This is a genomic window from Bradyrhizobium sp. WSM2793 (genome assembly GCF_000379585.1).
Lineage (GTDB): Bacteria > Pseudomonadota > Alphaproteobacteria > Rhizobiales > Xanthobacteraceae > Bradyrhizobium.
This window is the reverse complement of sequence record NZ_KB902799.1, coordinates 12936-33750: the sequence shown is the minus strand read 5'-3', so window position 1 is coordinate 33750 and position 20815 is coordinate 12936. Positions and strand designations below refer to the sequence as shown.

19 protein-coding genes are annotated in these 20815 nt (G+C 64.3%); 3 read left to right on the top strand and 16 right to left on the bottom strand.

Annotated features, from left to right (window positions below):
• Positions 1-7: 7 nt before the first annotated feature.
• A complete protein-coding gene (locus A3AS_RS0128670; RefSeq protein WP_018320948.1) occupies positions 8-940 on the top strand; it encodes a lipid A biosynthesis lauroyl acyltransferase in 933 nt (310 codons plus the stop codon).
• Between the two features lie 39 nt (positions 941-979).
• Here A3AS_RS0128670 and A3AS_RS0128665 read toward each other — a convergent pair whose 3' ends face one another.
• The 8 genes from A3AS_RS0128665 to A3AS_RS0128625 form a co-directional block, all read right to left on the bottom strand.
• A complete protein-coding gene (locus A3AS_RS0128665) occupies positions 980-2092 on the bottom strand; it encodes a polyamine ABC transporter substrate-binding protein (RefSeq protein ID WP_018320947.1) in 1113 nt (370 codons plus the stop codon).
• A 2-nt stretch (positions 2093-2094) separates the two neighbouring features.
• Complete coding sequence (locus A3AS_RS0128660; RefSeq protein WP_049815017.1) at positions 2095-3276, bottom strand: aminotransferase; 1182 nt, start codon at positions 3274-3276, stop codon at positions 2095-2097.
• A 7-nt stretch (positions 3277-3283) separates the two neighbouring features.
• A complete protein-coding gene (locus A3AS_RS0128655; RefSeq protein ID WP_026202463.1) occupies positions 3284-3610 on the bottom strand; it encodes a rhodanese-like domain-containing protein in 327 nt (108 codons plus the stop codon).
• A gap of 303 nt (positions 3611-3913) precedes the next feature.
• Positions 3914-5842 (bottom strand): potassium transporter Kup, encoded by a 1929-nt coding sequence (locus A3AS_RS0128650; protein ID WP_018320944.1) that lies wholly within the window; start codon positions 5840-5842, stop codon positions 3914-3916.
• Positions 5843-5982: 140 nt separating this feature from the next.
• Positions 5983-7881, bottom strand: a complete 1899-nt coding sequence (locus A3AS_RS0128645) for a potassium transporter Kup (protein ID WP_018320943.1) — start codon at positions 7879-7881, stop codon at positions 5983-5985.
• A 173-nt stretch (positions 7882-8054) separates the two neighbouring features.
• A complete protein-coding gene (locus A3AS_RS0128640) occupies positions 8055-8885 on the bottom strand; it encodes a flagellar motor protein MotB (protein WP_018320942.1) in 831 nt (276 codons plus the stop codon).
• A 23-nt stretch (positions 8886-8908) separates the two neighbouring features.
• Positions 8909-9682: a motility protein A gene (locus A3AS_RS0128635; protein WP_018320941.1), complete on the bottom strand. Its 774-nt coding sequence runs from the start codon at positions 9680-9682 to the stop codon at positions 8909-8911.
• A gap of 236 nt (positions 9683-9918) precedes the next feature.
• Positions 9919-10635: a hypothetical protein gene (locus A3AS_RS0128625; RefSeq protein ID WP_018320939.1), complete on the bottom strand. Its 717-nt coding sequence runs from the start codon at positions 10633-10635 to the stop codon at positions 9919-9921.
• Positions 10636-10901: 266 nt separating this feature from the next.
• On the opposite strand from A3AS_RS0128625, the gene A3AS_RS0128620 reads away from it, so the two are divergent.
• Positions 10902-11195, top strand: coding sequence for a hypothetical protein (locus tag A3AS_RS0128620; protein ID WP_018320938.1), 294 nt, complete (start codon positions 10902-10904; stop codon positions 11193-11195).
• Positions 11196-11210: 15 nt separating this feature from the next.
• Here A3AS_RS0128620 and A3AS_RS0128615 read toward each other — a convergent pair whose 3' ends face one another.
• The 4 genes from A3AS_RS0128615 to A3AS_RS0128600 all read right to left on the bottom strand — a co-directional run bounded on the left by A3AS_RS0128615 (position 11211) and on the right by A3AS_RS0128600 (position 15760).
• Positions 11211-11930, bottom strand: a complete 720-nt coding sequence (locus tag A3AS_RS0128615) for an RraA family protein (protein ID WP_018320937.1) — start codon at positions 11928-11930, stop codon at positions 11211-11213.
• Between the two features lie 122 nt (positions 11931-12052).
• Positions 12053-12937 carry a phosphatidylcholine/phosphatidylserine synthase gene (locus A3AS_RS0128610; protein ID WP_018320936.1) on the bottom strand — a complete coding sequence of 295 codons (885 nt, stop codon included), beginning with the start codon at positions 12935-12937 and terminating at the stop codon, positions 12053-12055.
• Positions 12938-13024: 87 nt separating this feature from the next.
• Positions 13025-13747, bottom strand: a complete 723-nt coding sequence (locus A3AS_RS0128605) for a phosphatidylserine decarboxylase (protein WP_256375108.1) — start codon at positions 13745-13747, stop codon at positions 13025-13027.
• Positions 13748-13801: 54 nt separating this feature from the next.
• A complete protein-coding gene (locus tag A3AS_RS0128600; protein WP_018320934.1) occupies positions 13802-15760 on the bottom strand; it encodes an ABC transporter ATP-binding protein/permease in 1959 nt (652 codons plus the stop codon).
• 201 nt (positions 15761-15961) lie between these two features.
• Between A3AS_RS0128600 and A3AS_RS0128595 the strand changes: the two genes are divergently transcribed.
• On the top strand, positions 15962-16567 hold the full coding sequence (locus A3AS_RS0128595) for a TIGR00730 family Rossman fold protein (protein WP_026202462.1): 606 nt from the start codon (positions 15962-15964) through the stop codon (positions 16565-16567).
• Positions 16568-16571: 4 nt separating this feature from the next.
• Here A3AS_RS0128595 and A3AS_RS0128590 read toward each other — a convergent pair whose 3' ends face one another.
• The 4 genes from A3AS_RS0128590 to cysS all read right to left on the bottom strand — a co-directional run bounded on the left by A3AS_RS0128590 (position 16572) and on the right by cysS (position 20670).
• Positions 16572-16949: a VOC family protein gene (locus tag A3AS_RS0128590; protein ID WP_018320932.1), complete on the bottom strand. Its 378-nt coding sequence runs from the start codon at positions 16947-16949 to the stop codon at positions 16572-16574.
• Between the two features lie 136 nt (positions 16950-17085).
• A complete protein-coding gene (gene cimA, locus A3AS_RS0128585) occupies positions 17086-18684 on the bottom strand; it encodes a citramalate synthase (protein ID WP_018320931.1) in 1599 nt (532 codons plus the stop codon).
• Positions 18681-19172 carry a GNAT family N-acetyltransferase gene (locus A3AS_RS0128580; protein ID WP_018320930.1) on the bottom strand — a complete coding sequence of 164 codons (492 nt, stop codon included), beginning with the start codon at positions 19170-19172 and terminating at the stop codon, positions 18681-18683. The genes cimA and A3AS_RS0128580 overlap by 4 nt, the downstream gene beginning before the upstream one ends.
• A 115-nt stretch (positions 19173-19287) precedes the next feature.
• Entirely contained in the window at positions 19288-20670 is a 1383-nt protein-coding gene (gene cysS, locus A3AS_RS0128570; RefSeq protein WP_018320928.1) for a cysteine--tRNA ligase, read from the bottom strand.
• Between the last annotated feature and the right edge of the window lie 145 nt (positions 20671-20815).

Here is a 20815-nt window from a genome sequence, read left to right as displayed (position 1 = left end):
CGGACGCATGGCGCTGCTTCCTGCGAGGACGAAGGCCCGCGCGCGGGAGGCTGCAAAATCGATCGGCGGCAGCCTGATCGGCGCCGCCACCGTGGGCATGCTGCGCACCACGCGCTATTTCGATCCGGCCAAGACCTCGGACTTTTTCGCGCGCGTCGTGAAGCTGATCGGCCCGCGCCTGCGCGAGCATCGCATCGGCCGCGCCAACCTCACCGCGGCGTTTCCGGAGAAGTCGGCCGAAGAGATCGAAGCCATCCTGATGGGCGTCTGGGACAATCTCGGCCGCGTCGGCGCCGAATTCGCCCATATCGACCATGTCTGGGATTACGATCGCGACCATCCAGAAAAAAGCCGGATCGAATTGTCGCCGCGCAGCATCGAGCTGTTCGACCAGATTCGCGACGACGGCAAGCCGGCGCTGATCTTTGCCGCGCATCTCGCCAATTGGGAGCTGCCGGCGCTCGCTGCCGTCGCGCATGAGCTGGATACCGCGATCCTCTATCGCCGGCCAAACATCGCCTCCGCCGACCGCATCATCCAGGAGATGCGCCAGGTCAACATGGGCACGCTGATCCCGGCGGGCCGCGACGCGCCGCTGCGGCTCGCGCAGGCGCTCAAGGACGGCAAGCATGTCGCCATGCTGATCGACCAGTATCTGACCGCCGGCGTCGAGGTCACCTTCTTCGGCCGCAAGACCTGCGCCAACCCGATGCTGGCCCGCCTCTTACGCCAGGTCGAATGCCCGATCCACGGTGTGCGCATCATCCGCCTGCCCGATGGCCGCTTTCGCGGCGAGCTCACCGAGGAAGTCCAGCCGGTGCGCGACGCCGACGGCAAGATCGACATCCAGGGCACGACCCAGGCAATCACCAGCGTGGTGGAAGGCTGGGTGCGCGAGCATCCCGAGCAATGGCTTTGGCTGCATCGCAGGTGGCGGTAGTTACGCCGTCATTGCGAAGAGCGGAGCGACGAATGCCCTTCACCGCCCCGTCTTCACCTTCGTCCACAGCCGGTTGATGATGCGCTGGGTCGCCGGCTCGCGCGCGGTGATGACGAACAGCTTTGCGAGCGTCGCCTCGTCCGGATAGATGTTCTTGTCGTTCAAAATCTTCGGATCGACCAGCTTCTGGCTGGCGAGGTTGCCGTTGGCATAGGACAAGAAGTCCGAGTTCTTGGCGGCGACATCGGGCCGATAGAGATAGTTGATCAGCTCGTAGGCTTCGTTGACGTTCTTGGCATCCGCGGGGATCGCGAGATTGTCGAAGAACATCTGCGCGCCCTCCTTCGGAATGGCGTAGCCGATCTCGATGCCACTCTTCGCCTCAGCGGCACGCGCGCGGGCCTGCATGATGTCGCCGGACCAGCCGACCACGAAGCAGATCTCGCCGGTCGCGAGCGCGCTTAAGTATTCGGAGGAGTGGAATTTGCGCACGGAGGGGCGGACTTTTGCGACGACATCGGCGGCCTTCTCGAGATCGGCCTGCTTGGTCGAGTTCGGATCGAGCCCGAGATAATTCAGCGCCGCCGGAAAGATGTCGTCGGCGGAGTCGAGCATGTGCACGCCGCAGTCTTTGAACCTCGCGAGGTTCTCCGGCTTGAAGACGATGTCCCAGCTGTCGATCTTGGCATCCGGCCCCAGGATCGCTTTCACCTTGGCGACGTTGTAGCCGATGCCCGTCGTGCCCCACATGTAGTTGGCGGCGTAGTTGTTGCCGGGATCGTAGGTCGCAAGGTTCTTGGTCACCATCGGCCAGGCATTTTCCAGGTTCGGCAGCTTCGCCTTGTCGAGCTTCTGGAAGATGTTGGCCTTGATCTGGCGCTGCAGGAAATAGGCCGTGGGCACCACGACGTCGTAGCCGGACTTGCCGGCCATCAGGCGCGTCTCCAGCGTCTCGTTGGCATCGAAGGTGTCGTAGACGACCTTGATGCCGGTCTCCTTGGTGAAGGCCTCGAGGACATCCGGCGCCATATAGTTGGACCAGTTGTAGAAATTGACGACCCGCTCCTCGGCCCTAACGGGAGCGGAAAGCAACGTCAGCGCGGCGGCGATTGCAAAAGCACGGCAAAGCCCGGAGCGGCCGACATTGGTCATCTCTACCTCTTGCGTCCACGCACCGCGTCCGACAGCCGCTCCAGCGCGGTGTCGAGCGTCTCGTCCTTCTTGGCAAAGCAGAAGCGCACCACCGAGGTCACGGGGTCCTGCTCGTAGAACGCCGACACCGGGATCGCCGCCACCTTGTAGTCCTTGACGATCCGCCAGCAGAACTCGGTGTCGCTCTCGTTGAGCCCGAGCGGCGACAGGTCGACGGTGAGGAAGTAGGTGCCTTGCGACTTCAGCACGGGGAAGCCGAGGCTTTCCAGCCCCTTGGTCAGGCGGTCCCTGCTCCGCGTCAGGTCTTTCCGCATCGACAGGAAATATTCGTCCGGCTTACCGAGGCCGTAGGCCACGGCGGCCTGCAGATTCGGCGCCGTGGTGAAGGTCAGGAACTGATGCACCTTGGCGGCGACGCGCAGCAGCGGCGGCGCGGCGCAGACGAAACCGATCTTCCAGCCCGTCAGCGAGAAGATCTTGCCGGCCGAGCCGACCTTGATGGTGCGCTCGCGCATGCCGGGAATGGTGATCAGCGGGATATGCTTGTGCTCGTCGAAGGTGACGTGCTCCCAGACCTCGTCGCAGATCGCGATGACGTCGAACTCCTGGCAGTAGCGCGCCAAGAGTTCGAGATCCTCGCGCGGAAAAACCACCGCGCTAGGATTCAAGGGGTTGTTGAACAGCACCGCCTTGGTCTTTGAATTGAAGACGCTTTTCAGCATGTCCTCATTCAGCCGCCAGTGCGGCGGCTCGAGCCGTACGAGGCGCGGAATGCCACCGGCCTGGCGGATGATCGGCAGATAGGAATCGTAGACCGGCTGGAAGCAGACCACCTCGTCGCCGGGCTGGACCACCGCGAGGATGGCCGAGGTCAGCGCCTCGGTGCCGCCGGAGGTGACCATCACCTCGCTCATCGGATCGAGCTCGAGCCCGTGCCAATGGCCGTAATGGGTCGCGATCGCCTGGCGCAGTTCCGGCAGGCCCATCATCGAGGGGTACTGGTTGTAGCCGTTCAGCGAGGCCTCGGCCGCGGCGCGGCGGATGTCCTCCGGACCCGGATCGTCGGGAAAGCCCTGGCCGAGATTGATGGCAGCATTGTCGCGCGCGGCCTGCGACATCGCCTCGAAGATGGTGACGGGAAGGTCGGCGAAGACCTTGTTCAGCGAAGAGCTCTTGGTCGTCATCGCGAGGTCAGCCACCGACCTTGCTGGGAAGCCCCGCCGCCTTCCAGCCCAGCATTCCGCCGGCCAGATGCTTGTCGTAAGGCAGGCCCGCCGCCTGCGCCGCGAGCGAGGCCGTCACCGAGCGTTTGCCCGAGCGGCAGGCAAACACGACGTCCTTGCCCTGGGGATCGGGGATCGCCTTGGGATCGAAGGTCGAGAGCGGCACCACGACGCCGTAGGGATAGGCCTCGGCTTCGACCTCGTTCGGCTCGCGCACGTCGACGAGGAGATAGCGCCCCTCCGCGACACCCTTGGAGACCTCGTCCGGGGTCAGATCCTGCACCTGGTTTGCCACATCATCCTCCAACGTCGCGCGTGCCAGCCGGACCTATCCCGGCCGGCGGCAACCTCGCCTCTCGGCTCACGAAAATCAAGCGCTACAAAGGCTTGAGCCGCGCGGCGCAAGTTAAAGCTAAATCGCAGCGACTTGAAGTGGGGCTTTCGGGATGCCTGAAAAACCTGCCCCGGCTCTCACTGCGCATTCGGTGTCATTCCCCGCGAAAGCGGGGAATCCAGTACGCCGCGGCTCCTCGGTTCAACCACAACTGTCTCGGCGTACTGGGTCGCCCGGTCAAGCCGGGCGACGACCACGGTGGGGCTAAATCGTCACCTGCGTTCCGACCTCGACCACGCGGCCTGAGGGGATCTGGAAATAGTCCGTGGCGTCGTTGGCCGAGCGGCTGAGCGAGATGAACAGCCGGTCCTGCCAGCGCGGCATTCCGGAATGGACGGCAGGCTTCAGCGCTCTGCGCGACAGGAAGAACGAGGTCGACATGATGTCGAACTGCCAGCCGAGCTTGCGGGCGATGGCGAGCGCCTTCGGCACGTTGGGCGATTCCATGAAGCCGAACTTCAGCGTCACCTTGGAGAAGGTCGGCGAGATCTGCTCCAGCTTGACCCGCTCGGCCGGATCGATGCGGGGGGTCTGCGCCGTCTCGATGGTGAGAATGACGTTCTTCTCATGGAGCACCTTGTAGTGCTTCAGACTATGCATCAGCGCGGTCGGCGCGCTGAGCGGGTCGGAGGTCAGGAACACGGCGGTTCCCGGCACCCGCTGCGGCGGCCGCTTCTCCAGCATCGCGACGAGGTCGGCCAGCGGGAATTCGAGCTTGCGCGACTTCTCGAACAAGAGCCGGCTGCCGCGCCGCCACGTGTACATCAGGATGATCATGAGCGTGCCGAGCGCGAGCGGCACCCATCCGCCCTCGAATACCTTCAGCAAATTGGCGGCGAGGAAGGTCAGGTCGAGGAACAGGAACGGCGCAATCAGAGCGGCCGCGGTGAACGGCGACCATCGCCAGACCTTCCAGATCACGACGAAGCCCATCATCGCCGTCACCACCATGGTCCCCGTGACGGCGATGCCATATGCGGACGCCAGCGCACTGGAGGAACGGAACAAGAGCACCATCAGTATCACGGCGACCAGCAGCAGCTGGTTGATGCGCGGGATGAAGATCTGGCCGGAATGGGCTTCGGATGTATGGCGAATTTCAAAGCGCGGCAGCAGCCCGAGCTGGATCGCCTGGCGCGTCAGCGAATAGGCGCCGGTAATGACCGCCTGGCTCGCGATCACGGTGGCCATGATAGCAAGCAGGACCATTGCGCCCCGGATCCAGCCTTGCGGAAACAACTGGAAGAACGGGCTCACGATCGCGCCGGGATCATCCAGGACGAGTGCCCCCTGCCCCAGATAGTTCAGCGCCAGCGACGGCAGCACGACGAACAGCCAGGCGGTCTGGATCGGCCGCTTGCCGAAATGGCCGAGGTCGGCATAGAGCGCCTCGGCGCCGGTCACCGCCAGGAACACCGCGCCCAGCGTCACGAAGCCGATGATGCCGTGGTGGATCATGAACGACACGGCGTAGAGCGGGTTCAGCGCCAGCAGCACCTGCGGCTGCCGCATGATCGGACCGACTGCGGCGATCGCGATCGCCGCGAACCAGACGCACATGACCGGACCGAAGAACGCCGCGACGCTCGCCGTGCCGCGCGATTGCACGGCGAACAGGCAGACAAGGATCACCAAAGTCAGCGGAACAATGTAAGGCTCGAATGTGAGCGTGATGTCCTTCATGCCTTCGACGGCCGACAGCACCGATTGCGCCGGCGTGATCACGGCGTCGCCGTAGAACAGGGCGCCGGAAATGATGCCGAGCAGGACGATGGTGGTGCCGCCCGTGCCGACCGCGCGCTGAGCCAGCGCCATCAGCGCCAGCGTGCCGCCCTCGCCGTTGTTGTCGGCGCGGAGCAGGATCACGACATATTTGAGCGTCACCACGACGATGAGCGCCCACAGGATCAGCGAGAGCACGCCCAGCACGGCCGCGGGCGTCGCGAGCCCTTCGGTGCCCGAGGCCGCCGTCACCGCCTCGCGGAACGCGTAGAGCGGGCTTGTGCCGATGTCGCCGTAGACGACGCCGATGCTGCCGAGGGTCAGCGCACCGAAACGGGCGGTGGTGTGGGCCTCGCCATGGCCATTGGCCGCCGCCGTTTCCGGGGCGGAAATCACTACATCGCTTGTCATGGGAGAGCCCAGTGGCCTCTAAAATGCTTCACTGCACAACGGCGGAAGAGCGCGCGGCTTATAGTCCTGCGCTACCGGCATAGCCTAGCCCGATTCCGGGGCTTAGACATGCAAATTTGCATGACTGAGGCAGTTGCGTTCTAGATGGTGACTTGGGTTCCGACTTCAACCACCCGTCCTGTGGGGATCTGGAAGTAATCGGTGGCGTCGTTGGCGGACCGGCTGAGCGCAATGAACAAATGGTCCTGCCACAGCGGCATGCCCGACTGCGCCGACGCCTTCAGCGACCTCCGGGACACGAAGAATGACGTCGACATGATGTCGAACTGCCAGCCCTGCTTGCGCGCGATCGCAAGTGCCTTGGGCACGTTCGGCTGCTCCATGTAGCCGAAGCGCAGGCGGACTTTCGAGAACTTGTCGCTGATCTTCTCCATGCGGAAACGCTCCGCCAGATCGACCCGGGGCGTATGCGCGGTCTCGATGGTCAGGATCACGTTGTGCTCGTGCAGCACCTTGTTGTGCTTGAGATTGTGCAACAGCGCGGTCGGCACAAAGGAGGGATCGCTGGTCAGGAACACCGCGGTGCCCTTGACGATGTGCGGGGGCCGCTTCTCCAGGCTGCGGATCAGATCGTCCAGCGGCACCTCGATCCGGCGCGTCTTCTGGATCAGGATTCCGGAGCCCTTCCGCCAGGTCCAGATCGTTCCCGCCATGGCCACGCCGAACAGCAGCGGCACCCAGGCGCCCTCAAGCAGCTTCAAGAGATTGGCGCTGAAGAAGCTCAGATCGACGATAACGAAGGGCATAATCACGGCCGCAGCCGTGGCAGCGCGCCAATTCCACAATTTCCAGATCACGATGAAGCCCATGATGCCGTCGGCGACCATGGTGGTGGAGACCGCAATGCCGTAGGCCGAGGCCAGATTGCTGGGGGTGTGGAACAGCAGCACCAGCAGCATCACGCCGATCAGCAGCAGCCGGTTCACGCGCGGCAGGTAGATCTGGCCGGCGTGAGTCTCGGAGGTGTAGCGGACCTCGAAGCGCGGCAAGAGGCCGAGCTGCACCGCCTGATAGACCAGCGAATAAGCGCCGGTGATCACCGCCTGGCTCGCGATCACCGTCGCGGCGGTCGCAAGCCCGACCAGCGGCAGCACCAGGCTCTCGGGCACCATGCGATAGAACGAGTGCTCGATCGCGCTGGGATCGGACAGCACCAGCGCGCCCTGCCCGAAATAATTGATCAAGAGCGCGGGCAGCACGAAGAACATCCAGGCCGACTGGATCGGCTTGCGCCCGAAATGGCCGAGATCGGCATAGAGCGCCTCGCCCCCGGTCACCGCCAGGAACACGGCGCCGAGGGTAACAAGACCAATCGTGCCGTGCGACAGCACGAACTGCACGGCGTAATAGGGATTGATCGCCGCCAGCACGGACGGATCGTCGGCGATGTGGACGGCTCCCATCACGGCGATGACGGTGAACCAGATCACCATCACCGGCCCGAAGGCCGAGGCGACCAGCGCGGTCCCCTTGCTCTGGACCGCGAACAGCAACGCCAGAATAAGGACCGTGAGCGGCACGACATAATGCTCGAACGCAGGGGTTGCGAGCTTCAGGCCTTCGACCGCCGATAGCACTGAGATCGCCGGCGTGATCATGGAATCGCCGATGAACATGGAAGCGCCGACCACACCGAGGGCCAGCAGGAACCAGCTCCGCCGCCCGAGCGCGCGCTGCCCGAGCGCCATCAGCGAGAGCGTGCCGCCCTCCCCGTTGTTGTCGGCGCGCAGCAGCAGCAGCACGTATTTGGCGGTGACGACGATCAGCAGCGCCCACAGGATCAGGGAGAGCACGCCGAGAACCATGACCCGCGAGACCGGCTCGCCATGGGCGGCGCCCCTGACAGCCTCGTGGAATGCGTAGAGCGGCGAAGTGCCGATATCGCCGAAGACGACGCCGATGCTCCCGAGCGTAAGGGACCAAAAGCCTGAAGTGACCGGCCCGTCCTGGGTCTCGGCCTGTGTGATGCTCGCCGTCATGAGGGTGGAAAACGCTTCTTCCCTGGAATTGATCCGGCGCCTTTTGACTCTTCCGGCGCGCCTGTCAATCGGCGCACCACCATAGCAGGCGCCGAGCTGGATGCTGTGACGCCGCAGCCACGCTCATCGCCAGCGCGACGACATGCCTCAGGTAAGATGGTAGCGCAAGGGGGTTAGGGCTTCAGATTCGGCGGCAGCGGCGGATCTTCGCGCATCAGGGTGATGGTCACCCGCCGGTTGGCCGCGAGCGAAGGATCGTCCGGAAACAGCGGCTGGGTGTCCGCCTTGCCGGAGACGGCGAAGATGTGCGACGGCGGCAGGCCCTCGCGTTCGAGGATCTGGCGCACGGCATTGGCGCGATCGGCCGACAGATCGAAGGCGCCGTAGTCGCTGCGGGTCGGCACGAAGCCGGCCGCGGTATGGCCGGCGATGGAGACGCGCAGCGGCGTGGCCTTGAGCGGGATCGCGAGCTTCTCGACCAGACGGCGGGTGCGATCATAGGGCACCTTGGAGCCGTCGGCGAACATCGAACGGCCGTCCTGGTCGACAATCTCCAGATTGAGACCCTGCTTGGTCTCCTCGAACATGATGTGCTTGGACATCTCGGTCAGCTCCGGCATGTCCTGCAACGCCTGGCGCAGCGAGGCTGCGGCGAGCGCGAAATTGCGGTCGACCTTGATCTTCGCGCCCGACGTGCGGTCGCGATCCTCCTGGTCCGGCGTCGGCGTGTTGGAGGCATCCTCGGGCTGGATATGGTCGACGTTCTTCAGCCGCGGGCGGGTCGGCAAACCGTCGGACTCGACGATACCGGCATAGCGCGCTTCGCTCTGCACGCCGAAGGCGTCGCGCATCGATCCCGCGACGATCTTCAGCTTGTTGGCGTCCTGCGTCGAGAACGCCACGAGCATCACGAAGAAGCTCATCATTAGGCCCATGAGGTCGGCGAAGGTCACGAACCAGCCGTGACCGCCTCCATGGGCATCGCCGCGTTTCTTCTTGGCCATGTCTCAAATCCCGGCGGGCGGACTTACGCCGGCACCGGCTCGCCCTCGGCGTGGCGATGCTTCTCCGGCAGGTAGGCCAGCAGCATTTCGCGCACCAGGGTCGGGCTCTTGGAGTCGCGGATCATCAGGATGCCGTCGATGATCAGCGTGCGGTTGGTCTCCTCGTCCAGCAGCTTGCCGTGCAGCTTGTCGGCGATCGGCAGACAGAACAGGTTCGCGACCAGCGCGCCGTAGAGCGTGGCGAGCAGCGCGGTCGCCATGAACGGGCCGAGCTTGGAAGGGTCGGTCATGTTGGCGAACATCTGCACCATGCCGATCAGGGTGCCGATCATGCCGAAGGCCGGAGCGCAGTCGCCGATGGCGCGGTAGATCTTGCTGCCCTCGTCGAGGTGCATCAGGAAGTTGTCGCGGTCGCGCTCGAGATTGTCGCGGATGAAGTCGAGGTCGTAGCCGTCGGCGACGTAGCGGATGCCCTTGGCGAGGAAGGGCTCGTCGGTCTCGACCTTTTCCAGACCCACCGGGCCCTGCTTGCGGGCGATCTCGGCGATGCGGGCGAGCTCGTCGACGAGGTCGTGCGCCGACAGGCGGCTCATGGTGAAGGCGAACTTGGCGCCGAGCGGAAGGCCGTGCAGGAGCGCCGAAAGCGGAAAGCGGATCATGGTGGCGGAGATCGAGCCGCCGAAGATGATGATCATGGCATGTTCGGAGATGAACATGTGAAGGTCGCCGCCCATGAAGATCATCATCGTGATGACGATGATGCCCGCAATGAGCCCGACGCTCGTCATGATATCCATGGGATACTCCAACGCATACGCAACAACGGCCGTCCTGGCCGCTGGCGCGGCCCAACCCCGAACCGCATCGGAAACCCTAGAGTGCCGCCCTTAAAGCCGCGTAAAGGTTAAGTTGAGCCGGCACGCCAGACCGGCGCAGCGCATCGGGATGAGGCCGGCTTTGCCGATGGCCGACACGAATTTCAACGCTTTGCTAACCATGATTGCGGCGCGACGGAGCAATGAAGGTCAGGCGTCTAGTTCAGGCCGACCTTTGGAATTGTCGTCTGCTTGAGCGGCTGCATGCCGGGAAGGCTGAACAGCTGCGAGACGGTGTGCTTGTCCTTCAGATAGAGCACCAGCGCCTTGTCCTCGGCGACCTGCTGGACGGCGTAGACCTGTTCGATTCCATCGATCAACTTCCTGTAGCCGGTCCCGTCGACTGCGGTCACCGCCAGGGAGAGAGCATCGTGCTCGCTCAGCCGCTTGTCGCCATCCGTATCCTTGTCGACGACGACGTAGAAGAAGCCCACGGCCGTTCGCCCATCATCCGGCCCGGTCTTCATTCTGTTGAACATCGAGTGGTTTTCAATGATCAACTGGCCCGCGCCTTCAAACAGCCATCGGGTCTCGTTGGTGGAGACGTTCAGGAACAGCAGGTTGACGACATTTCGGTCCGAACGCTTCGGGTACAGCGAGCCCGATCCACCATAGGACTGTCCACGAATCAACGACACCAGGACGTAGGGCGTGCCGGAGATCACGCCCGGTATTCCCAACGCGAACTCGTTCGATACCGTTTCCTGCGCCCCGACGTTGACCACGTTGGTGACCTGGCGCGGCCTCGTCTGATCGTAAAGCATCGATGCGGTCACAAAGAGAACCAGCATGATGAAGAGAACGGTAGCGCCCGCAAGCGCGATTGCGTTGAACCGCCAGAGGTTCCTGAAGAAGCGATCCGTTTTGTGTGTCACGACATTCCATACCGCAGGCTCTCACGAGCCGACAACAGATTGAACAGGTTGCAAACCTAAAGCATGATCCGGTTTTCCGAAAAGATCATACTTGAATAACAACCTAAAAGCGCGATGACGATTCTTCCCAATCGCATCGCGCTTTGGTGGGTCCGCGCTGAGCGCGCCAGCCGGCGAACGGCTGCGGCCCTGCGCCACGGGGGCGGAACCAGGGATGACTGCTATTCTAGCTCTGCAGCATGCTCCATCGCGGGAGCCGTTTTGCAATGTTGACGCTGTTCAGTCTTCTCACCGCGCTGCCTGCGGTGTTGGCGCTCCACCTGCTCGAGCCGGAACTCGTTCTACCGGCCTTCAGCCTCGTGCTCTTTGCCGAGGCCGCCTTCGCGGTGATCGCAGCGCGCTTGATCCACCTTCCGGACAATGCGGAGGACATCACGCTGTGGGACCTTGCAGGCGGCTTCACCCTGATCGGGTGCGCCGCTGCCGTGTTCGGCGAGCCGGATCAGGCCGCCCTGTTTCTGACGGAACAGGGGGGCCCACGGCCGGTGTCGCAGCCTTAGGCGGCCCATCACCCCTCAGTGAATCTCCGCCGAGCGCTTCAGCGCGGCCTTCAGCTTATCGAGCGAGAAGTCGGGACTACGGGCGATCTCCAGGATCGGTCTCTCGCGGCGGCCGCAGAGTTCGGCGGCCTCCGGCAGCTTTGCGGCGATGTCGAGCGGGATCACAATCGCACCGTGCTGGTCGGCGTGGATCAGGTCGTCGGACTTCACGGTCATGCCGGCAACGCGAACCTCGCCGCCAAAGCTCTCCGCATGCACCCAGGCATGCGACGGGCCGATCGAGCCGGCCAGCGCCTGGAAGCCAGGGGCCCATTGCGGGATGTCGCGGATCGAGCCGTCGGTGATGACGCCGAGACAGCCGAGCGCCTTGTGCACGTTGCTCTGCACCTCGCCCCAGAACGCGCCGTAGCCGACGTCGGGACCATCGATGTCCTGGATCACCGAGATGCGCGGACCATGGCCGGTGCCGACATATTCGTAATACTCGATGCGGCGCCTGGACTGCTCTTCGGCCGGAAGCGAGGATTTCAGCACCGAGCGGATCGCGACCGTACGGGCATAGCCGACGATCGGCGGCAGGTCGGGAAACGGGCAGACCAGTTGCTTGGTGGTGTAGCCGATCAGCCGGCGCTCGGGCGCCACGATCTCCATGGCATTGCAGATCGTCGGCGTGTCGTAGCGGCCCAGCGCTTCGAGGACGGAAGCGGGCAGCGGCCCGGTCGCTTTATCAGTCACGGCGTTCTCTCCCAGATTGGCGGTCGCTGTTGGCGCGATGCCGCCGGCACAGGGCGATATAGCCGAGATCAGGTCTCAACCCAACTCGGGGGGCCTCATGGCAGATATCCGCGCGTGGCCGCTCAGTGCAGTCGTCCGGGCCGGTCGTCGTCGTCGTTGGGCGGCTCCGACAAATTCGCCAGCGTCGGCGCCGACGGCGGCGAGGTGACCTCGCCTCCCGACGGCGCGGTGGCGTCCATCGCGCGGGCCTGGTCGCGATAGGATTTGTAGCCGAGCGGCAAAGCGAGAAGATACAGCACCGTGCCAATCGATAGTACGTGCCAGGGATAGGCGATCAGCAGCGCGATGAAGACGATCACCGCGACGAACGCCGGCAGCACCAGCTCCGGCGGCACGCGCATGCGCTTGGTCTTGCCGGAGAACACCGGCAGGCGCGACACCATCAGGAAGGCGATCAGCAGTGTGTAGGCGGCGGTCAACCCTGCGGGCCAGCGGCCGAGATCGAGGAACGCGACATAGATCGGCAGCAGCACGGTGATCGCGCCGGCCGGCGCCGGCACGCCGGTGAAGAAATTGGCAGCGAAGGCCGGCTTGTTTGGATCGTCCATGGTGGCATTGAAGCGCGCCAGGCGCAGGCCGCCGGAAATCGCGAACACCATGGCTGCGATCCAGCCGGCATTGCCGAGCTCGTGCAGCTGCCAGAAATACAGCATCAGGCCCGGCGCGACGCCGAAATTGACGAAATCGGCGAGGCTGTCGAGCTCGGCGCCGAACTTTGACTGGCCCTTGATCATGCGCGCGATGCGGCCGTCGATGCCGTCGAGCGCGGCCGCGAACACGATGGCATAGACCGCGAGCGACATCCGCCCCTCGATCGACAGCCGGATTGAGGTCAGGCCGGCGCAGATCGCCAGCAGCGTGATGACGTTGGGCACCAGCATCCGCACCGGAATCGGGCGGAACCGCCGGCGGCGCGTATCGGGGTATTTGAAGTCATAGGGCGTCATCGCGGGTCCTCACCTCAAGGCGAGATATAGCAAGCCGCGTCCCCCTCCGCCATTGCGGCGGAAGGCCCCCACAGACCGACTTATTGGTTAATTGGCGCGGAAGGCGCGGCTGGGGTCGTCTCCGGAAAGGTCGGCCAAAATCGTCTCGCCGGCGATCGCGGTCTGCCCTTCCGAGACCAGCGCTTTGCTCCCCACGGGCAGATAGACATCGAGCCGGGAGCCGAAGCGGATCAGGCCGAAGCGCTCGCCGGCGCCGATCGCCTGGCCCTCCCTGACGAAGCAGACGATGCGCTTAGCGACGAGCCCTGCGATCTGCACCACGCCGATCCGCGCCGTCGCTGTCGAGATGACCAGCGAGTTGCGCTCATTGTCCTCGCTGGCCTTGTCGAGCTCGGCATTGATGAAAAGGCCAGGCCGGTAGGCGATGCGGTCCACCCTGCCCGCTACGGGAGCGCGGTTCACGTGGCAGTTGAACACGCTCATGAACACCGAGATGCGCGGCAGCGGCCGGTCGCCGAGCCCGAGCTCGGCCGGCGGCAGCGCCATGGTGATCATCGAGACGCGGCCGTCGGCCGGCGACACCACAAGCCCCTCGCGCACCGGCGTCACGCGCACGGGGTCGCGGAAGAACAGCGCGCACCACACGGTCAGGATCGTGCCGATCCACCCCAAAGGCGACCACAGCCAGAACAGGACGAGGCTTGCCAGCGCAAAGCCGCCGATGAAGGGATAGCCCTCCTTGTGGATCGGCGGGATCTGACGCTGGATCGAATCGAGAATGGACATCGGTATCTGCCGCTCGGGGTTAATGGCACGGGTCGTCGCGCGGGCTTGTTTAGGCCAGAGTTGGGACCGGAGACAAGGTCACTCCGCCGCCGCGGGCGCCGTCAGGGCGTCGTTGACCGGTGGCGGCTCCCGGTTGGGTGCCTCGCTGGTATCGGCCATCTTGGCCAGCTTCTCGCGTGCCGCCTCGGCCTCACGCTGCCTGTTCCACATGCTGGCATAGAGACCGCCATGCGCGAGCAACTGGCCATGGGTCCCCCGCTCGGCAATGCGGCCCTGATCCAGGACGATGATCTCGTCGGCCCCGACGATGGTCGAAAGCCGGTGCGCGATCACCAGCGAGGTGCGGTTCTTCGCCACGCGGTCGAGCGCGCCCTGGATCTCGTGCTCAGTATGGGTATCGAGCGCCGAAGTCGCCTCGTCCAGCACCAGGATCGGCGGCGCCTTCAGGACGGTGCGCGCGATCGCGACGCGCTGCTTCTCGCCGCCGGACAGTTTGAGCCCGCGCTCGCCGACCTGGGTCTCGTAGCCCATCGGCGCCATGCGGATGAAATGGTCGATCTGCGCCAGCTGCGCGGCCTCTTCGACTTCAGCGTCATCGGCGTCCCAGCGACCATAGCGGATGTTGTAGCGGATGGTGTCGTTGAACAGCACGGTGTCCTGAGGCACCATGCCGATCGAGGCACGAAGCGAATCCTGCGTCACCGCGCGGATGTCCTGGCCGTCGATCAGGATCCTGCCGCCGGAGACATCATAGAGGCGAAACAGAAGCCGCGAGATGGTCGACTTGCCCGCGCCCGACGGACCGACGATGGCAACGGTCTTGCCGGCCGGGACCTCGAAGCTGATACCCTTGAGGATCGGGCGGGTCGGCTCATAGGCAAAGCGCACATCCTCGAAGCGCACGGTGCCGGCGGAGATGACGAGGGGCGTTGCATCGGGCGCGTCCTTGATCTCGGCCTCGCGGCCGATCACGCCGAACATCTTCTCGATGTCGATGATCGCCTGCTTGATCTCGCGATAGACCATGCCCATGAAGTTGAGCGGCTGGTAGAGCTGGATCATCATGGCGTTGACCAGCACGAAATCGCCGACCGTGTTGGTGCCATTGCGCACGCCGATCGCGCACATCAGCATGGTCGCGGTCAGCCCCAGCGTGAAGATCACGGCCTGGCCGGTGTTGAGCACCGCGAGCGAGGTGTAGGTGTGGACGCTCGCCTCCTCGTAGCGCGCGACCGACTTGTCGTAGCGCTGCGCCTCGCGGGCCTCGGCGCCGAAATACTTCACGGTCTCGTAGTTGAGCAGCGAGTCGATCGCCTTGGTGTTCGCCTCGGTGTCGGAATCGTTCATCCGGCGGCGGATGCCGATGCGCCACTCGGTCGCGATGTAGGTGTAGTACATGTAGAGCGTGACCGTGGTCAGGGTGGCGACCACGTAACGCCAGTCGAACTGCCAGAGCAGCACGGCCATCAGCAGCGAGACCTCGACGATGGTCGGGATCAGCTGCAGGATCACCATGCGCACGATGACCTCGATGCCCTCGCGCCCGCGCTCGAGCACGCGCGTCAGACCGCCGGTCTTGCGCTCGAGGTGGAAGCGCAATGAGAGCTCGTGCATGTGGACGAAGGTGATGGTGGCGAGCTTGCGCACCGCATGCATGGCGACGCGCGCGAAAATGCCGTCGCGCCATTGCGTCAGCAGCGCCATCAAGATGCGCATCACGCCGTAGCTCACGGTCAGCAACAGCGGCGAGGCGATCACCCAGAGGTGCCAATTGTCCGCCTGCACCGGCGCCGTGTTGGCGCCGGTCAGCGCATCCGTCGCCCATTTGAAGCTGAACGGCACCGTCAGCGTGATCAGCTTGGCAGCGAGCAGCAGCACAAGCGACCACACCACGCGCATCTTCAGGTCGAAGCGGTCGCCCGGCCAGATATAGGGCCACAGATGAGCCAGCGTGCCCATCAGTGTCGCCCGCTCCGGTGCGCCGCCGGGAGGAGGATCGGGAACGTCGGCGCCGTCGAACGATTGAGGTTGGTCCATCAAAAAGCCTGAAAGCCCGCCGGATGCGGGCGTCGCTGCGATTAACGATTTTCGCACGTCATATAGAGCCTTCCCGATGCCAGCGCACCCCGCCAGATGGCGAATCTTCGATTGTTTGCCGCCATTTACCGGTAGATTTCCGGGTGATCCGAATCACCGATTGGACTTGACGCCTCTTCGCTGCAATGCATCATGGCACCAATGAGCACTATTAAAACCGTCTGTGTCTATTGCGGCTCCGGCCCCGGAACCAATCCCCGCTTCACCGAAGGCGCCAAGGCGTTCGGCAAGGCGCTCGCCGAGAACAACGTTCGGCTCGTCTATGGCGGCGGCTCGCTCGGCCTGATGGGCTCGGTCGCGACCTCCGTGCTCGATCACGGCGGCACCGTCACCGGCATCATCCCGGAATTCCTGCGGATGCGCGAGAACGCGCTGACACGCGTGCAGGAGATGATCGTCACCCCCGACATGCACGAGCGCAAGCGCTTGATGTTCGAACGCTCCGACGCCTTCGTGGCGTTGCCCGGCGGCGTCGGCACGCTGGAAGAGCTGGTCGAGCAATTGACCTGGAAACAGCTCGGCCGTCACGCCAAGCCGGTCCTGCTGGCTAACATCGACAATTTCTGGGAGCCGCTGTTCTCGCTGCTGTCGCACATGCGCCAGACCGAGTTCATCCGCGCCGGCCTTTCGGTCGACATCCTCAAGGCCGATCGGGTCGAGGATATTCTGCCGAAGCTGAAGGCGGCCGCAGCCCAGATCGACGAGGCCGAGAAGAAGCTCGCCCCGGAAGTCGCGCGCAAGCTCTGACGTCCTACTCGCTTGGAAACGTCACCGCCTCGATCCGGTTACCATCGGGGTCGGTGACGAAGGCCGCGTAGTAGCGTACGCGGTCATGCGGACGGATGCCGGGCGCACCGTCCGAGGCGCCGCCGGCGGACAGCGCTGCGGCGTGAAACGCATCGACCTCGCTTGTCGTCTTCGCCCGCAGGCAGATATGAACGCCGCTTTCGGGGGCTACGGGCGGCATGGTCTCGCGTAGATTGATCCAGAATTCCGGATAGGCCTTGCCGAAACCGACCGTGCGCGGCCGCGTGACGAGGCGCGAAAGGCCGAGGGCGGCGAGCGTTGCCTCGTAGAATTTCGCGGCGCGCTCGAGATCGCTGACGCCGACGGAGATGTGGTCGATCATGCCCTGCCCTTTCCTCACCCACTGTCATCGCCCGGCTTGACCGGGCGATCCAGTACTCCGAGCCGCGCGAGAGCTACCGAGAAGCCGCGGCGTACTGGATACCCCGCCTTCGCGGGGTATGACAGTCATCGAGGGACTACGCCGGCGCGCCCGACTTCACGAGCTTGTAGATCACCGAATCCATCAGCGCCTGGAACGAGGCGTCGATGATGTTGGGGGAGACGCCGACCGTGGTCCAGCTGTCGCCGTTCTCGTCCTCGCTCTCGATCAGGACGCGCGTGACCGCGCCGGTGCCGCCGTTGAGGATACGGACGCGGTAGTCGATCAGCTTCAGCCCCTCGATGTATTTCTGGTACTTGCCGAGGTCCTTGCGCAGGGCAACGTCGAGCGCATTGACGGGACCATTGCCTTCGGCAGCCGAGATCAGGTGCTCGCCGGCGACGTCGACCTTCACCACGGCCAAAGCGACGGTGACACGTTCGCCATGCGAATTGTAGCGCTGCTCGACATTGACGTCGAACTGCTCGACCTCGAAATAATGCGGCACCTTGCCGAGCGTGCGGCGCGCCAGCAGCTCGAACGAAGCGTTGGCGGATTCATAGGCATAGCCGGCCGCCTCGCGCTCCTTCAATTCCTCGACGAGGCGCGTCAGCTTCGGATCGCTCTTCTCGTAGGGAATGCCGGCACGGTCGAGCTCGGCGATGACGTTGGATCGTCCGGCCTGGTCCGAGACCAGGACCTTGCGGTGATTGCCGACCGTCTCCGGCAGTACGTGCTCGTATGTCTGCGGGTCCTTCAGCACCGCGGACGCATGGATGCCGGTCTTGGTGACGAAGGCGCTCTCGCCGACGTAAGGAGCATGCCGGTTCGGCACCCGGTTGAGCATGTCGTCGAGCGTGCGCGAGACCTTGACCAGAGTTGCCAGCTTCTCGGCCGTGACGCCGATCTCGAAGGCGTCCGAAAACTCCGGCTTCAGCTTCAGCGTGGGGATCAGCGAGCAGAGATTGGCGTTGCCGCAGCGCTCGCCAAGGCCGTTCAGCGTGCCCTGGATCTGCCGCGCGCCGGCACGCACCGCGGCGAGTGAATTGGCCACCGCCTGCTCGGTGTCGTTATGGGCGTGGATGCCGACGTGGTCGCCGGGGACGTGCTTAGTAACTTCGGTGACGATGGCCTCGACCTCGTGCGGCATGGTGCCGCCATTGGTGTCGCACAGCACCACCCAGCGCGCGCCGGCCTCGAAGGCGGCCTTGGCGCAGGCGAGCGCGAAGCTCGCATCTTCCTTGTAGCCGTCGAAGAAATGCTCGCAATCGAGCATGACTTCGCGACCGGCGGCCTTCGCGGCCGCGACGCTGTCGCGGATCGAGGCGAGGTTTTCCTCCTTCGTCGTCTCGAGCGCGACGCGCACCTGATAGGCGGATGCCTTCGCGACGAAGCAGATCGCGTCGGCCTTCGCTGCCAAAAGCCCGGCCACACCGGGATCGTTCGAGACCGAGCGCCCGGCCCGTCGCGTCATGCCGAACGCCGTGAAGCGCGCATGGGCGAGCTTGGGCTTGCTGCCGAAGAACTCGGTATCGATCGGATTGGCACCGGGATAGCCGCCTTCGACATAGTCGATGCCGAGGTCATCGAGCATCGCGGCGATGACCTGCTTGTCGGTCAGCGTGAAATCGACGCCGTTGGTCTGCGCGCCATCGCGCAGCGTGGTGTCGAACAGATAAAGGCGCTCCTTGGTCATTGCCCCGCTCCGAGCGTCTTCTTCATGGTGGTGTTGGCAAGCCATTCGTCATTGATGGTGACGCTATTGCGCTGCTGGGCAGTGTAGCCGCGCTTGGCGAAAAAACCCTGCGCGGTGTCGCTGGCATCGACGTTGAGGCTCTGCGCGCCGCGGCCGCCGGCAAGCTTTTCCAGCGCATCGACCAGCATGGTGGCGATGCCCTGCCCGCTGACGGCCGGATGCACATAGAGCATGCGGATGTGGTCATTGCCGCGCAGCGAGGCAAAACCAACCGGCGAGCCATCGAGCGTCGCGATCAGCGTCAGGTCGGACGCGAGGTGCTTGCCGAACTCTTCGCTGTCCGCCACCTCCATCCAGGCCTGCTGCTGCGCCTCGCTATAGTCGTCGCCAGTCAGCTCCTCGATGCTGGAGGTGAAGATCGCAGCAAGAATTGGCACGTCCGCCGGCAGGAACGGCCGCAAGCCGGGCTTTGGCAAAGTCTGTCCCATCGTCCTCACCACATCCCATAGAGCTTGAGAACCAGCGCCACGGCACCCCCGAGCAGCGCGATCTTCAGCGCGATGTAATAGAGCCAGTGCCGCGGGAAAGGCGTGTCGGGCCGTTTCATCGCGCGACCTCCCACGTCGTTCCTTCCTTGGAGTCCTTGATCGCGACGCCCATTGCAGCGAGCAGATCGCGAATGCGATCGGATTCCTTGAAGTCCTTGCGGCTACGGGCCGCCGTCCGCTCCGCGATCAGGCGCTCGACTTCCCCGGCATCGACGCCGCTCGCCTGCTGCTTGCGTCCTTCCCACTGCGCTGCGCTCTCGGACAAGAAGCCGAGCAGGCGCAACGAGCCCGCCAGAGCACCCACGTCACCTCCACGCAGGCCATGCAACGCCGCGATCGCCAGCGGCGTGTTGAGATCGTCGAGCAGCGGCTCGACCACCGACGCGGCCGGCTCGCCGGGCGCGACGTCGGCGGCAACGCGATACCAGTCGTCGAGCGTCTTGGCGCTCTCCTCCAGCGACTTCATGGTCCAGTCGATCGGTGAGCGGTAGTGCGTCTTGAGCATGTTCAAGCGCAGTACCTCGCCGGGCCAATCCGCGAGCAGCTCATGGATCGTGATGAAGTTGCCGAGGCTCTTCGACATCTTCTCACTCTCGACCTGCAGGAAGCCGTTGTGCATCCAATAATTCGCCATGCGCTCTCGGTGGAAGGCGCAGCAGGTCTGTGCGACCTCGTTCTCGTGATGCGGAAAGACGAGATCGATGCCGCCGCCATGGATGTCGAAATGCTCGCCGAGATGCTTCCAGGCCATGGCCGAGCACTCGATGTGCCAGCCGGGACGCCCCTCGGCCTTGATGCCGGCCGGTGACGGCCATGACGGCTCGCCCGGCTTGGACGGCTTCCACAGCACGAAATCGGTGGCATCGCGCTTGTAGGGCGCGACATCGACGCGGGCGCCGGCGATCATCTCGTCGAGCGATCGCTTCGACAGGGCACCGTAGCGGGGCAGCGAGGAATTTGCTGCGTTCATCGCCTGCGGCGAGAACAGAACATGGTCCTCGGCGGCATAGGCAAAGCCGCCCTTGATCAGCCGCTCGATGATCTCGCGCATCTCGCCGATATGCTCGGTCGCGCGCGGCTCGACGCTCGGCCGAAGCGCTCGAAGCGCATCGACGTCGGCGTGAAACTGCTTGCCGGTCTGCTCGGTGACCTTGCGAATGGCCTCGTTCAGCGGCAGGCCCGGGAAATCGCGCGCGGCGCGGTCGTTGATCTTGTCGTCGACGTCGGTGATGTTACGGACATATTTGACGTGCGCCTCGCCATAGAGATGGCGCAGCAGCCGAAACAGCACGTCGAACACGATCACCGGCCGTGCATTGCCGATATGGGCGAAGTCATAGACGGTCGGCCCGCAGACATACATGCGGACGTCTTTCGCATCGAGCGGCGCGAAGATGCGTTTTTCCTTCGTCAGCGTATCGTAAAGGCGCAATTCCATATGGATACCCGTCGGCTGTTGGCCGGGCGTCCAAGGCTCTCAATGTTTTTGAGAAAAGACGGCTCCAGCCAGCGAATCGCTAGCTCATAATCTCGCGGCAAATGGCGCAAATGGCGAGGAGACCGTTCATGCGGCCACATATGGG

Bases quoted from the DNA above. Each gene is read 5' to 3' on its own strand.
- A3AS_RS0128670 (WP_018320948.1), top strand. From the start codon at position 8: ATGGCGCTGCTTCCTGCGAGGACGAAGGCCCGCGCGCGGGAGGCTGCA.
- A3AS_RS0128665 (WP_018320947.1), bottom strand. From the start codon at position 2,092: ATGACCAATGTCGGCCGCTCCGGGCTTTGCCGTGCTTTTGCAATCGCC.
- A3AS_RS0128660 (WP_049815017.1), bottom strand. From the start codon at position 3,276: ATGACGACCAAGAGCTCTTCGCTGAACAAGGTCTTCGCCGACCTTCCC.
- A3AS_RS0128650 (WP_018320944.1), bottom strand. From the start codon at position 5,842: ATGACAAGCGATGTAGTGATTTCCGCCCCGGAAACGGCGGCGGCCAAT.
- A3AS_RS0128645 (WP_018320943.1), bottom strand. From the start codon at position 7,881: ATGACGGCGAGCATCACACAGGCCGAGACCCAGGACGGGCCGGTCACT.
- A3AS_RS0128640 (WP_018320942.1), bottom strand. From the start codon at position 8,885: ATGGCCAAGAAGAAACGCGGCGATGCCCATGGAGGCGGTCACGGCTGG.
- A3AS_RS0128635 (WP_018320941.1), bottom strand. From the start codon at position 9,682: ATGGATATCATGACGAGCGTCGGGCTCATTGCGGGCATCATCGTCATC.
- A3AS_RS0128620 (WP_018320938.1), top strand. From the start codon at position 10,902: ATGTTGACGCTGTTCAGTCTTCTCACCGCGCTGCCTGCGGTGTTGGCG.
- A3AS_RS0128610 (WP_018320936.1), bottom strand. From the start codon at position 12,937: ATGACGCCCTATGACTTCAAATACCCCGATACGCGCCGCCGGCGGTTC.
- A3AS_RS0128600 (WP_018320934.1), bottom strand. From the start codon at position 15,760: ATGGACCAACCTCAATCGTTCGACGGCGCCGACGTTCCCGATCCTCCT.
- A3AS_RS0128595 (WP_026202462.1), top strand. From the start codon at position 15,962: ATGAGCACTATTAAAACCGTCTGTGTCTATTGCGGCTCCGGCCCCGGA.
- A3AS_RS0128590 (WP_018320932.1), bottom strand. From the start codon at position 16,949: ATGATCGACCACATCTCCGTCGGCGTCAGCGATCTCGAGCGCGCCGCG.
- cimA (WP_018320931.1), bottom strand. From the start codon at position 18,684: ATGACCAAGGAGCGCCTTTATCTGTTCGACACCACGCTGCGCGATGGC.
- A3AS_RS0128580 (WP_018320930.1), bottom strand. From the start codon at position 19,172: ATGGGACAGACTTTGCCAAAGCCCGGCTTGCGGCCGTTCCTGCCGGCG.
- cysS (WP_018320928.1), bottom strand. From the start codon at position 20,670: ATGGAATTGCGCCTTTACGATACGCTGACGAAGGAAAAACGCATCTTC.